The following is a 13,819-nucleotide window of genomic DNA, read 5'->3' on the forward strand; positions in this document are numbered from 1 at the left end:
GTAAAAGTAATTCCTGATACTACACATTTGTTACACTGGGATAAACCAGAAGTTGTTATAGAGGAAATTAAAAGTAATTGGATTTAGACGATTCATACTAAAGTTGTAGTTTTTATATAAAAAATCAATCCTTCCGTTTGATTTTATCTATTTATAATTGTAATACAATAAGAATAGATAATAAGAAACAAGGGGGAATGTAACGTGATTACACATATATCAGATATAAAACTACAAACGGTTTCTATAGAAGGGGTAAAACAAGTTTATAAAGACATATTATCTTTTCCGATAAAAAAAGAAACCGCATCATTTATTCAATTTGAAGTAACACCGTATACAACCATTAGCTTTCAAGAATTATATGAACCAATTGCCCCTGCACATTTCGCCTTTGAGATCCCATATTCAAAGTTTCATGAAACGGAAAAATGGCTTAAAGAGTCTGGATTACTCATTGTGAAATGGAAAGATGGTCATACAATTGGTGAGGAGAATGGTCTATTCAATTTATACTTTAAAGATGGTGATGGAAATCTTCTCGAAATTATCGCACATAGTTATATAAAAGAAGACGTATTAGTTCCCCATTCACCGTTAAACATTTTATACGTAAGGGAAATCGGTCTTCCCGTTAAAAGTGTACCTGTATTTACGGAATGGTTGAAATCAAATCTAAATATGAAAACGATGGAAGAGGGAGAGATTTTCAACTTTGTTATAGGTGGCACTGCATATATCGTTGCAACTTGGTGGCAGCGTCCTTGGATTCCAATTGCGATGAGAGCTTTACCACCAAAAGTACACGTATCTTTCGGAACACCTGATTACGCATTTTTAAAACGAATCCAAAATAATTTTAAGAAAAACAGTGTTCCATTTGAAAATAAACATAATGAAGTATTATTTATTCAACAGGGGTATACATTTTCTATTTTGCATACACCTGAGTTTCATTCCGATATTCCTAGAAAATTAAACTTGCCACTTTCTATATAATTATAGGAAGTGGTGAGTTTTTTGCATTTTCATGAAGAAGGGTTTCAGCATAATTAAATAAAAAAGCCGACTTTCAATCCATAATTCTGGAAGGAATAGTTGGCTTTTCTTAATTTCTACACTGTTTTTCGCTTATCTTAATCCAAAAGTTTTACGATTCTTTTTAAATTAACGGTGAATATGGCCATTGCTCCTTTTAATTCCATACCAATTAGATCCGAGGATGAAGCCACATCGTACCCGTGTTACCCTCAAAACTCATTATTTTTATTAACTCCTTTGATGGCACTCGCTACCCCAATAGCAATGAGATTAATGCAATTACAGTTGAAGAGGCTGAATGTTTCTTCAGTAAATTTTTATTTTAGTTTACTGAATTAATTGATTTATTCACTGGGCTTTTTTCGTTCTTTATATCGTAATGGAAAATGAGTGAATGTTAATAGTTATTAAAATCTTCGGATCCTTGAATCTCAATATGGGTGAATAGTGGCGAAAAAAATAAATTGAAAATTACGAAAATTAATATTGCGCTCGTTTTTCACCTCTGATATATTATATTTAAGTGAAAATTCACTAAATTATTACTTTTATTTACTAAAAATAGAAAAAGAGGTAATCATATTGGTAACATTAAATGAAATTGCCAAAAAGGCACAGATATCAAAAACGACTGTATCAAGAGTGTTAAATGAGGATCAAACTTTATCCGTTACAGAAGAGACTCGGAAAAAAATCCTTAAGGCTGCAGAAGAGCTAGATTACATACCTAAAAAACAACGAAATATAGAAAAAAAAATTACCAATCCTAAGCAGTACGGAAAAATTGGGCTTTTGATGTATCTTTCTCAGGAATCGGAATTTGATGATCCATATTTTTTGGCCATTCGTAATGGAATTGAAAAGAGGATGATTGAATTGGGAATTGAACTATCGAAAATGTTGAGACCTCCTTTCAATAAAAAGGATCTAGAAGGATTGGATGGATTAATAGTAGTAGGAGTCATAGGTCAAGAAGAGGTGGAAAATCAAGTAAAGCAAGTACAACATTTAGTGTTTGTCGATGTATCTCCTGACGAACAACTATATGATTCAGTGGTGATAGATTCTGAAAAAGCTACTGAAAAGGTTATTCAATACTTATTGGATTTAGGACACAAAAAAATAGGCTATATTGGTGGTCAATCATATACCATTGGTGGATTATCTGGAAAATTAGAGATTCATGATGTACGAAAAAGAACATATGAAAAAATGCTAACGGAACAGGGATTATACAACCCGGAATATACTTATATTGGAAAATGGACAACGAAAGATGGCTTAACGCTAATGGAGGAAGCGATCCATTCAGGGAATCTCCCTACCGCCTTTTTCATTGGAAGTGACCCTATGGCCATTGGTGCTTTGAAAGCTTTAACGGATTCAGGATTAAAAGTTCCTGATGATATCGCAATCTTTGGATTTGATGGGATTGAATTATGCGAATTTGTTACTCCTCCATTATCCACTGTAAAAGTTCATACCGAGGAGATGGGGAAAGTAGCAGTAAATCTTCTAGTTGAACGCATTGGTGGGAGAACACTGCCATTAAAAGTGGTGGTTCCGACTAGTTTGATTATCAGAAAAAGTTGTGGAGGTGAGGGAATTTAAAAAATTTTTAAGAAGAATGAAAGCGCATTCTTAAAGTTAGGTCTAAAGATTGTTTTACAAAAGACAAAATTGATCTTCAAAAAATGATAGGGGGATTTATGTTGAAAAAAAGAATATCGTTATTATTAATTTTAGCTATTTCTTTTGCAATGCTGCTTTCTGCTTGCGGGAACAGTGAGAAATCTTCTAGTCAAGGTAAAAGTGGGGAGAAGGTATTACGCTTTGCTACATGGGATACTGGAGAGAGTCTCAAATACCAACAAGATATTGCGAAAAAGTTTGAAAAGGCGAATCCAGGAGTGAAAGTGCAAGTTGAAGCATATGCTGACGGGTTTGAGGATAAGCTGGCTGCTTCTTTCGGAGCAAAAAATCCCCCTGATGTCATGTATATGTGGAATTATCCAGATTACTATAAATCTCTGGAGCCACTTGATGACTACGTAAATAAAGACAGTAGTTTTAAAACAACTTTTGATGATTTTTATACGAATATTCTAAACTATCATAAATTTAAAAATACTACCTATGGATTTCCAATTGGTTTTACTACTCGCGTCATTTATTACAATAAAAAACTTTTCCAAGAAACAGGGGTACCTCTTCCTACTTCTGGTTGGACTTGGGAGCAGTTCAGTGATGCAGCGAAAAAGTTATCCAACCCTGAAAAGAAACAATATGGGTTTGTTCTCTCTTCCAAAAAAAATTCATATGCATTCCAAGAATATGTATGGAGTAATGGGAGTAGTTTCATTAGTCCTGATGGCAAAAAGGTAGATGGATATATGAATAGTTCAAAAACACAAGAAATCCTTAATGGCTTTCAACATATGATTGATGAAAATAGTGCTATTGTGTCTGATAAAGTCACTGAAAGTTTCAAATCAGGGAAAATCGCTATGATCGAGAACGGCATTTGGCCTTTAGAAGATTTTAAAAAGGCTGGCATGGATTTTGGAACTGCAGAAATTCCATCCTTTCATGGACAACCTTCAAAGGGTGTTATCCATTCTGCAGGAATTGCAATGGCCAAAGACTCTAAAGAAAAAGATCTAGCCTGGAAATTTATCAAATACTTTGTATCAGCAGAAGCAGCAGAAATGAGAAAGACTGATATGCCAGTACTTAAGAGTGTGGTTTCCGAACAAAGTCATAAAAATGATCAGTTATTAAGTACATTCTATACTATGCTTGAAAGATCATCAGATACTCCGGGCTTTTTACTTACAAACAAATGGACAGAAGTTGACAAAAAACTAGATTATGCAATTAGCAGTGTATTATTAGGGCAAAATTCAGCAGATAAAGCCTTGAATGAAGCGGTTAAATTAACAGAGCCTGCACTAAAAAAATAGTTTAAGAGAAAGAAGGGGATCATTTCATGATTATAAAAACTGAAAATAAAATAACTCAAACGGTTCCCGAACGACCCATATCCATTCTATCAAAGATTAGATGGGGAGACCTTACTCCCTATCTATTCATTTCTCCTTGGATCATTGGTTTCATCTGTTTTACGTTCGGACCCTTGATTTTTTCTCTTATCATAAGCTTTTTTGATTGGCCTACTGTTGGAACCCCAACGTTTATTGGTTTCAAAAATTATGTTGATATGTTTACAAATGATCCAGTGTTTTGGCAATCTTTAGGAGTTACCTTTAAGTTTGCTGCTATTTTAGTACCGTTAAACATCGGTATTGCTCTCTTGCTAGCTATATTATTAAATCAAAAAGTAAAATGGCTTTCAGGCTATAGAACGATATTCTATCTTCCTACGGTTGTTTCGGGAGTAGCCCTTTCAATGATTTGGTCATGGATGTACGACGGAGAATACGGTTTACTAAACTATCTACTATCATTAATAGGCATTAATGGACCAAACTGGCTAAATGATCCAACCTGGTCACTTTTTGCCATCGTGTTTGCAGGTATTTGGGGGCAAGGGACTATGATGCTGATATTCTTAGCCGGTTTAAAAAATATACCGAAAGACCTATATGAAGCTGCAGATATAGATGGTGCAAGTAAATGGCACAAGTTCAGTAAAATAACACTTCCGATGCTGAGTCCAACCATTCTGTTTAATGTCATTACTGCTATCATTTCAGCATTTCAACAGTTAACACTCGCGCTTGTTCTAACAGGTGGAGGGCCTTTAAGAAAGACGTATTTCTATGCGATGTATGTTTATGAAAATGCTTTCAAGTATTTTAAAATGGGTTATGCATCCGCAAATGCTTGGTTTATGTTCTTAATTATTTTGGCTCTTACATTACTGGTTTTCAAATCGTCTAATACTTGGGTTTACTATGAAAATGAGATGAAAAAGAAACAAAAATAGGAAAGGAGGAATATGATGATTACGAGAAGTATAACAACGAAGGTTATTGTACATACAATACTGATTATTTTTTGTTTATTTTTTATCGCACCATTTCTTTGGATGTTCATTACAGCTGTAAAAACCCCTGCTGAGACATTTGTTTTTCCTCCGAAACTAATTCCGTCTCAGTTTGAATTTAGTAATTTTTATAAAGCCTGGACTGTTTTACCTTTTACAACATTTCTGAAAAATTCTTTGATTGTTACAGGATTAGGCATCATCGGACAACTATTATCATCTTCTTTAGTAGCTTATGGATTTGCCAGATTCAATTTTAAAGGAAGGGACATTCTTTTTCTAATTTTACTAGCAGGAATGATGATTCCCTGGGATGTAACTGCAATTCCCTTATATATGGAATTTAATCAGTTGGGCTGGATTAATACTTTAAAACCACTGATTGTTCCTAACTTTTTTGGATCACCCTATTTCATTTTTTTACTTCGCCAATTTTTATTAGGAGTTCCGAAAGAAATGGAAGAAGCAGCGCTCATAGACGGGGCGAACCATTTTCAAATTTTTTATCGGATATTCATTCCGTTAATGGCTCCAGTATTGGTGGTTGTCGGTGTGTTTCAAATGTTAGGCTCATGGAATGATTATTTAGGACCATTAATTTTTCTGAACGATCAAAGTAAATACACTTTAACGTTGGGACTCATGCAATTCAAAGGGATGTTTGGAGTTGATATGACTTCTATCATGGCTTCGACTCTATTAATTTGTATTCCTCCCATTATAGTATTTTTTATAGCACAGCGCTTTATCCTGGATGGTGTTCAAAATACAGGTATCAAATAATGTTTATTTCCTGCCTGATCAAGGAAGACAGAAAGGAGGAAGTGGGCCGTGATCGCAAGGATTTATCATTTATTAGAATGGATTATGAAATTGTTATGTCTTAATTTGTTGTGGATTGGATTTACATTGATTGGTTTTGGGGTGTTTGGATTATTCCCATCGACTGTTGCGATGTTCCAATTAATAATGGATTTGATCAATAAAAAGGATACAAAAATGGTAGCAACTTTTTGGAATTCCTATCAATCTAATTTTAAAAAATCGAACAAAATGGGTTTTGTCATCGTTTTAATAGGATCGATACTTATGACGGATCTTTATTTTTTTCAAATGTATGACACCTTGGTAAGTAGGGTTCTTTCCCTTATGAGTTTGTCAATGCTTTTATTTTATGTAGTGAATTTACTCTATATTATTCAGACATTTAATCATTTTGAAGTAAAAACATTTCATTATTTTAAATATGCCACATTAATAGGCATAGCAAATCCGATAAAAACGATCATGATCATCATCACTCTCATTCTGATGTCACTTCTTTTTTTAATATATCCAGGTCTATTATTCATGTTTGGTGGTAGTGGTATTGCACTAGTCATCGTATTGTTTACAAAAAATATTTTTGCTCGCTTAAAAGGTGTAGCTCTATAATTCAATATTCTAAAAAAAAAAAAGAGGAGGAGAGGCTATGATCACACAAAAGGTAAACATTGAGGCCATTCATGAAGAGAGTGTCAAAGTCAAAATTGACCAAAGAGAAGAAAATGGAGTTTTATTTGTTCATATTCATATAGGATCAGAACAACCCATTCAATTCCCAAAAGTTAATTTAGTTTGGCATCACCCAATTGTTGATATTCAATCATATTGGCATCCAGGATCCTCCCGTAGTAAAAGTTTCGGTGTGGATTGGGATGGCGGGTTTTCTTCTAAAGCAACAGTATTAGCCCCGGTTGGCTGTTTCTATAATCAAGAAGGACAAAACAGGCTGGCTGTAGCATATTCCAATGCGATGGATACTGTTAATTTTAATTTGGGCGTCCACGAAGAAACTGGAACGATGAAAGCGCAAATCACATTATTTACAGAGCCATCCAAAGTTCAATCATCCTATGATGGAGTGATTCGAGTCGATATGAGGGATATTCCTTATTATCAAGCAATCCAAGATATTTCCGTGTGGTATGAGGAAATGGATGGATATGGGCCATCCTTTGTTCCAGAAACTGCGAAGCTTCCTATGTATTCGACATGGTATAGCTTCCATCAGGACATATCTGATGATGAAATCGAGAAACAATGTGAGATTGCGAAACAGTTAGGTTGTGGGGCTGTTATCGTTGACGATGGCTGGCAGACAGAAGATGATCATCGTGGTTATGCTTATTGTGGAGATTGGGAAGTGTCTCCTAAAAGAATTGTGGGCATGAGGGAACATGTTGAGAGAGTACATGATTTGGGGATGAAATATTTATTGTGGTATAGTGTACCATTTGTGGGGATCTATTCAAAGACATGGGAGCGATTCCGAAGTAAAATTTTATATTTCAGTGATAATCTCCAAGCAGGAGTTTTGGATCCACGTTACCCAGAAGTCAGGGAATATTTGATATCTACTTACGAAAAAGCTCTGAAAGAGTGGAATCTAGACGGATTTAAATTTGATTTTATTGATTTATTTGATTTAAATCGAGCGAAGGGACAAGCAATTCAATTTGATCCAGAACGGGATTATGAATCCGTACAGGAAGCGGTGGATCGTCTATTTACTGATATTATGGAAAGTTTAAAATTAATTAAGCCATCCATTATGGTTGAATTCAGACAAAGATATATCGGACCTTATATGAGGAAATATGGAAATATTTTCAGGGTAGGAGATTGCCCGAATGATGCAATTACAAACCGTGTTGGTATTATGGATCTACGCTTGCTATCAGGAAACACTGCTGTTCATTCCGATATGATTATGTGGAGTCCAGAAGATACGACTGAAAATGCGGCACTGCAATTAATCAATGTTATTTTTGGTGTACCGCAATTTTCCATGCGTTTTGAAAAATTAAATAAAGATCATTTTGAAATGGCAAAGTTTTGGCTAAGGTTTTCGAAAAAATACCAAGACGTATTATTAAATGGTGATTTAAAGCCTACTGCACCAGAATTACTTTATCCGATAGTAGAAACTGTGAATGACTCAACCAGACTAATCGCCATTTACGCAGATGTTTGTATTAAGACTGGTACCAATATTCCCGAGGAATTTATTATTGTAAATGGCACTTTAAACGAGGAGTTCATCCTAGATTTAGAAACAGATCTTTTCAATATAACAATTGAGACATACAGCTGCACTGGCAAATTAATCCGAAAACATAAAACCGATCTATCCAAAGGGTTACATAGGATGGGGACAGAGAAATCTGGAGTTCTAATTTTTAGAAAAGCCTAAATCGGATTATGGCTTCATGTTAATGAATGCTGGTATTCAACTAGAACAAACTGTTTTTAGGAACACTGCAATGGGACGATTTTTTCCACGGATTTTTATTCTAAAAAGCCGATCCTAGTTGCTATAGATAATAAATAAAAATGGTTCATGAGGAGGATAAAAATGTCAAAAATTACTTTTATAGGTGCAGGTAGCACGGTATTTGCGAAAAATGTTCTTGGTGATTGTATGCTTGTTCCAGCGTTAGAGGGATTTGAATTCGCACTATATGACATTGATTCGCAAAGGTTAAAAGATTCCGAGAATATGTTGACCAACTTGAAAGAAAGCTTGAATAAAAATATTCAAATTAAAGCCTATTTAGATCGAAAGGAAGCGCTTAAGGACGCAAAATACGTCATTAATGCCATTCAAGTGGGTGGTTATAAGCCAAGCACAGTGATTGATTTTGAAATTCCTAAGAAATATGGTTTACGGCAGACGATTGCTGACACGGTAGGGATAGGCGGTATCTTTCGTAATCTCCGAACCATTCCTGTGCTGCTAGATTTTGCAAAGGACATGGAAGAGGTTTGTCCTAATGCCCTCTTTCTAAATTACACCAATCCTATGGCGGTATTAACAGGCGTGATGAATCGTTTTACATCAATTAAAACAGTGGGTCTATGTCACAGCGTTCAAAGTTGTACAAGCGAACTATTCAAATCATTGGGCATGGATTCTGAAGGTGTTCAAGAAAAGATTGCAGGAATTAACCATATGGCATGGCTATTGGAAGTAACAAGAAATGGTGAGAATCTCTATCCAGAAATTAAAAGAAGGGCAAGAGAAAAGCAAAAAACAAAACATCATGACATGGTGAGATTTGAATTGATGGATAAGTTTGGATATTATGTGACCGAATCATCTGAGCATAACGCCGAGTATCATCCGTACTTTATCAAATCTAGATATCCGGAGTTAATCGAAAAATACAATATTCCCCTTGATGAATATCCACGCCGTTGTGAACAGCAAATCAAGAGGTGGGAAACCATGCGGGAGGAATTAGTCAATAATAAGGCATTAGACCATGTACGCTCAAAAGAATATGGTTCAGGTATCATTGAAGCCATTGAAACGAATATCCCATTTAAATTTAATGGAAATATACTAAATACCGGCAGATTGATTAGCAACTTACCTGAAAAAGCCTGTGTGGAAGTTACGTGTATAGCAGATCGAAGTGGCATAACTCCAACGTATGTTGGAGATCTCCCTGAGCAGCTTGCTGCATTAAACCGTACCAATATTAATACGCAGCTGCTAACCATTGAAGCCGCCATTACACGTAAACGAGAATATATTTACCAGGCGGCGATGCTAGATCCCCACACGGCCGCAGAATTGTCATTGGATGATATTGTTTCCCTTTGTGATGATTTAATAGAGGCACATGGAGAGTGGCTTCCAGAATTTAAGAAAAAAGAGGAGATTGCCTTCAACTTGTAGGATTTTATTTTAATCAAGTAAAACAACGTACAAAGCTATATCAATCATAAATGATTTTTCCTGCTATCAGCAGTTACGATCTCGAAACTACTAAAAGTAGTTTCTATTTGGGGGAATCACTAAGTCTTATGCATTTATGCCGCGAAAGTCCCTTGACGATGAGGGTGTAGAGGCTCGTGGTCAAGGGAACCGTGGAATAAAAAGCGTAGGACAAAAAGAAAATTAAAATTAGAGATTCTGTAACTCAATTCGATCTAATTCTTTTTGTCTATTTCTTTTAAAACGTTCTCTGTCTGAATTCCATATACTTAAAAGCCCGCATAAACCGGTATTATCATTAGCCATGTAGAGAAATAATCACCATTAGCTATTAGTTTATTAAAAAAGAAGCTAATAAAGCCTATGTATGCTACAGGAAGAATTCCACCTAAATAAGGGGTTTTTCGAGATGATAAAAAGCTTTGAGTAACTATAATAAGAACAACTATTATTCAAACTACAGGACTCATAATTAAACATTCCTTTCTTTTTTATATTTTTCTATGATGATTTTAGCGACGTCTAGACTAATTCGTTCATCAATAACAAAGCCCTTAATCATATTTACAAACTCTACATCATCTTCCTTACTATGTACTTCAATCTTTTGTATTAACCTATCTAATTTGGTACGTACTGTTTGATAAGAAACATCATACAGGTTAGACATGTTTTTTTAAAGAGCCATAATTCAATATAAACTTTCGAATAAATTTTTAAGGATTCCTTAAAGGACTATAAAAAAGAGAAAACTTCCGTATCGTAATTGTTGCCGAGACAAGCTACGAGAGGAGTTTTCGAAGGTTATCAAAATGATTACGGACTTGGGTTAATTCGTTCTTTCACGGCTTCGTTTCGCTTTGAAATTGCACGTCGTTGTCACGGTCGTGCCTTGCCAGATGTGGTACGGGAATACGACATTCCTTATACCACGTTAGAAACATGTATAGAAAAAATTAGATACTGCTATTAGAAGTTACTTAAAATACGATATTGTGTCTAGAAATAATGATGAACTATTACAAGTGAGCCTGTGAATACTGAGCTGATTTTCTTATTTAAAATGAATGCAAGAGAGAGGTTTATACTTATGGAAAAGAAACGTGAACTAGCTTTAAAATTTGCTGAGGTATTTGGACCTCAAGAAACAACTCAATATTTTTCTCCAGGACGTATCAACTTAATCGGAGAACATACAGACTATAATGGTGGCTATGTATTCCCCGCTTCGATTACTTATGGAACATACGGAGTAGCTAGACGTCGTGAGGATGATAGAGTATTAGTTTACTCAATGAATTTTAAAGAAATTGGAGTAATTAGCTTCACGTTGAATGAACTGGATTACGATAAAAATGCGAATTGGGAAAATTATGTAAAAGGAGTTATCTTAACACTGAAAGAATCAGGTCATAAAATAGACTGTGGTTTTGAGTTGTTAGTTGAAGGGACGATTCCAAACGGAGCGGGACTTTCAAGTAGTGCTTCACTTGAATTACTGGTAGGGGTAGTATTAGAAGACTTGTACAACTTAGACATAACGCGACTTGAATTAGTGAAAATGGGCAAAAAAGTTGAAAATCAATTCATTGGTGTAAATTCTGGTATCATGGATCAATTTTCCATTGGATTTGGCGAGAAAGACAAAGCGATTCTCCTTGATACCAATACGTTAGAGTATGAAATGGTTCCAGTGGTTTTGGACGACTATGCTATTGTAATTATGAATACTAATAAACGTCGTGAACTAGCAGATTCAAAATATAATGAGCGACGTGCTGAATGTGAAGAAGCACTCGCACGTCTCCAAACGAAGTTAGAGATTAATGCACTTGGAGAACTAAGCGAAGCAGAATTCGATGCAAATCAAAATCTTATTGGAGATGAAGTCCTAATTAAACGCGCGAAGCATGCAGTTTATGAAAATGAACGCACAAAAAAAGCCAAAGCAGCTCTTACTGCAGGTGATTTAGAAGAATTCGGAAAGCTATTGAATGCTTCTCATACATCTTTAAGAGATGATTATGAAGTAACCGGGATTGAATTAGATACATTGGTGACCACTGCGCAAAAACAAGAGGGTGTGCTTGGAGCACGTATGACTGGAGCAGGATTTGGGGGATGCGCCATCGCATTAGTAAAAGAAAGTGAAACCCACACTTTTAAAAACAATGTTTATGATGAATATATCAAAGTTGTAGGATATGCGCCTGTCTTTTATGTGGCACACATTGGTAGTGGAACTACAGTGATTGGATGATGAATGAGGTGGAAACGATGAACACATGTCAAGCAATTTATGATTTTACTACACTTGCAATTGAGAATGGAGCCATTGAGGAAAATGACCGAATTTATACGCACAATCAACTATTACGTTTGATTGGCGAATCGGAAATGGGAGAGATTACTAGCGTAGTCGAAACGGACCTACATGTGCTGTTAGATACGCTTTTGGATAAAGCGAGGGAAAATCTTACTATTTCTAAAAACCAGGCCAATCGTGATATGTTCGAAGCACTTTTAATGAATGTGATTACACCACTTCCATCCAAGGTCAATGCGAATTTTCAGGAGAGATATCGCAAAAGTCCTGAACAAGCAACGGATTATTTCTTTGAACTAAGTAAACGCAATGATTATATAAAGACCCGTGCGATTGCAAAAAATATTCATTATTTAGCAGAATCAAAATATGGTGAACTTGAGATTACTATTAATTTATCCAAACCAGAGAAAAATCCAAAAGAGATCTTAGCGGCAAGAAATACACCGAAGGGTAATTATCCAAAATGTTTACTTTGTATTGAAAATGAAGGGTATTTCGGTCGCTGGAACCATCCAGGTAGAAGCAGTCACCGAATCATTAACATCGAGCTAGATGGAGAAGAATGGGGTTTTCAATATTCACCATATGCATACTTTAATGAACACTCCATCGTATTATCTAAGAAGCATCGACCAATGAAAATTTCTCGTGAGGCATTCTCTCGTTTATTCAGTTTTGTAGAAATCATGCCACACTATTTTATTGGTTCAAATGCGGATTTACCTATTGTAGGAGGATCTATCTTAAGTCATGATCATTATCAAGCTGGACGCCATAACTTTCCGATGGCTAAGGCTAAAGTTCTTAAAACATTTGAACTATGTGACTATCCAAATATTTCTTGCGGTATTGTCAACTGGCCAATGAGTGTGATTCGCCTCTCTTCTTCAAACAAAGAGGAACTAATTAATGCCAGCACCTACATCCATGAAAGTTGGAAGAACTATTCGGATGAATTTTTACAAATTCGTGCGCAATCAAAATATGGCACACAACATCATACGATTACACCAATTGTGCGGCGTCGCGAAGAAAAGTATGAAATTGATCTTGTACTGCGTGATAATAATGTGAGTGAAGAATACCCTGATGGAATCTTTCATTCACATCCAGATGTACAGCATATTAAGAAAGAAAATATCGGGCTTATTGAAGTCATGGGCCTAGCGATTCTCCCTTCACGTTTGATTGAGGAGCTTCATGAAGTTGAGCTGTACTTGTTAAATAAAGAAGCGAATGTTTCTGAATTCCATCAAAAATGGGCAGATGAATTAAAAGCCCAGGGTGGCTATGCGGAAGAGACCATCCAAAGCTTTCTTCAAACTGAAGTTGCAAAAAAATTCGAATGCATATTAGAAGATGCTGGTGTCTATAAAATGAATGAAGATGGTAGAGCAGGATTTGATCGCTTTATCAAAAAATTACAAAGCGCAAATCGAGAGGTGATGACGAAATGACAGTTTTAGTTTTAGGTGGTGCAGGCTATATCGGTTCACATGCCGTCAATCAATTATACCCCTAAATTTAAGGGGAATTCTGTTATAAGATGCATCAGTACAAGTTATTAAATTTTTTATCGGATTTATGTCAGTTACAGTCATATATCTAGTAAGTAAATGATCATCTGTATAATAAGTAATCAATTTCTTCTCTTCAGAAAGAAATGAACATAATA

Annotated in this window: 11 protein-coding genes and 2 pseudogenes; 10 read left to right on the plus strand and 3 right to left on the minus strand. The window is 35.4% G+C overall.

Annotated elements, in window-relative coordinates:
• Positions 1 to 204 precede the first annotated feature (204 nt).
• The 8 genes from V7038_RS05650 (at position 205) to V7038_RS05685 (ending at position 9,776) form a co-directional block, all read left to right on the plus strand.
• Positions 205 to 999 (plus strand): VOC family protein, encoded by a 795-nt coding sequence (locus V7038_RS05650; RefSeq protein WP_335469427.1) that lies wholly within the window; start codon positions 205 to 207, stop codon positions 997 to 999.
• A gap of 624 nt (positions 1,000 to 1,623) precedes the next feature.
• On the plus strand, positions 1,624 to 2,652 hold the full coding sequence (locus V7038_RS05655) for a LacI family DNA-binding transcriptional regulator (protein WP_199659411.1): 1,029 nt from the start codon (positions 1,624 to 1,626) through the stop codon (positions 2,650 to 2,652).
• 101 nt (positions 2,653 to 2,753) lie between these two features.
• On the plus strand, positions 2,754 to 4,004 hold the full coding sequence (locus V7038_RS05660; RefSeq protein ID WP_199659412.1) for an ABC transporter substrate-binding protein: 1,251 nt from the start codon (positions 2,754 to 2,756) through the stop codon (positions 4,002 to 4,004).
• Positions 4,005 to 4,030: 26 nt separating this feature from the next.
• A complete protein-coding gene (locus V7038_RS05665) occupies positions 4,031 to 4,990 on the plus strand; it encodes a carbohydrate ABC transporter permease (RefSeq protein ID WP_002201080.1) in 960 nt (319 codons plus the stop codon).
• Positions 4,991 to 5,005: 15 nt separating this feature from the next.
• The gene (locus V7038_RS05670; protein WP_002201079.1) at positions 5,006 to 5,833 is read left to right on the plus strand and encodes a carbohydrate ABC transporter permease; all 828 of its coding nucleotides are present in this window, start codon (positions 5,006 to 5,008) and stop codon (positions 5,831 to 5,833) included.
• A gap of 48 nt (positions 5,834 to 5,881) precedes the next feature.
• Positions 5,882 to 6,484: a YesL family protein gene (locus tag V7038_RS05675; protein ID WP_002110046.1), complete on the plus strand. Its 603-nt coding sequence runs from the start codon at positions 5,882 to 5,884 to the stop codon at positions 6,482 to 6,484.
• Positions 6,485 to 6,521: 37 nt separating this feature from the next.
• Positions 6,522 to 8,285 carry a glycoside hydrolase family 36 protein gene (locus V7038_RS05680; RefSeq protein WP_199659413.1) on the plus strand — a complete coding sequence of 588 codons (1,764 nt, stop codon included), beginning with the start codon at positions 6,522 to 6,524 and terminating at the stop codon, positions 8,283 to 8,285.
• A gap of 162 nt (positions 8,286 to 8,447) precedes the next feature.
• Positions 8,448 to 9,776 carry an alpha-glucosidase/alpha-galactosidase gene (locus V7038_RS05685; protein ID WP_199659414.1) on the plus strand — a complete coding sequence of 443 codons (1,329 nt, stop codon included), beginning with the start codon at positions 8,448 to 8,450 and terminating at the stop codon, positions 9,774 to 9,776.
• Between the two features lie 228 nt (positions 9,777 to 10,004).
• On the opposite strand, the pseudogene V7038_RS05690 reads toward V7038_RS05685, so the two are convergent.
• Positions 10,005 to 10,267 (minus strand): annotated as a pseudogene (locus V7038_RS05690) (hypothetical protein).
• Between the two features lie 20 nt (positions 10,268 to 10,287).
• Positions 10,288 to 10,525, minus strand: a pseudogene (locus V7038_RS05695) (DUF2089 family protein).
• 380 nt (positions 10,526 to 10,905) lie between these two features.
• Here V7038_RS05695 and V7038_RS05700 point away from each other — a divergent pair.
• Both V7038_RS05700 and galT read left to right on the plus strand, forming a co-directional pair.
• Positions 10,906 to 12,075: a galactokinase gene (locus V7038_RS05700; protein ID WP_335469431.1), complete on the plus strand. Its 1,170-nt coding sequence runs from the start codon at positions 10,906 to 10,908 to the stop codon at positions 12,073 to 12,075.
• Positions 12,072 to 13,601 (plus strand): UDP-glucose--hexose-1-phosphate uridylyltransferase, encoded by a 1,530-nt coding sequence (galT, locus tag V7038_RS05705; protein ID WP_335469433.1) that lies wholly within the window; start codon positions 12,072 to 12,074, stop codon positions 13,599 to 13,601. The genes V7038_RS05700 and galT overlap by 4 nt, the downstream gene beginning before the upstream one ends.
• Before the next feature lie 45 nt (positions 13,602 to 13,646).
• On the opposite strand, the gene V7038_RS05710 is transcribed toward galT, so the two are convergent.
• On the minus strand, positions 13,647 to 13,819 hold a 173-nt coding region (locus V7038_RS05710; RefSeq protein WP_438825103.1), incomplete at its 5' end, for a YolD-like family protein.

It is taken from the genome of Bacillus sp. JJ783 (assembly GCF_036963225.1).
GTDB lineage: Bacteria > Bacillota > Bacilli > Bacillales > Bacillaceae_G > Bacillus_A > Bacillus_A cereus_U.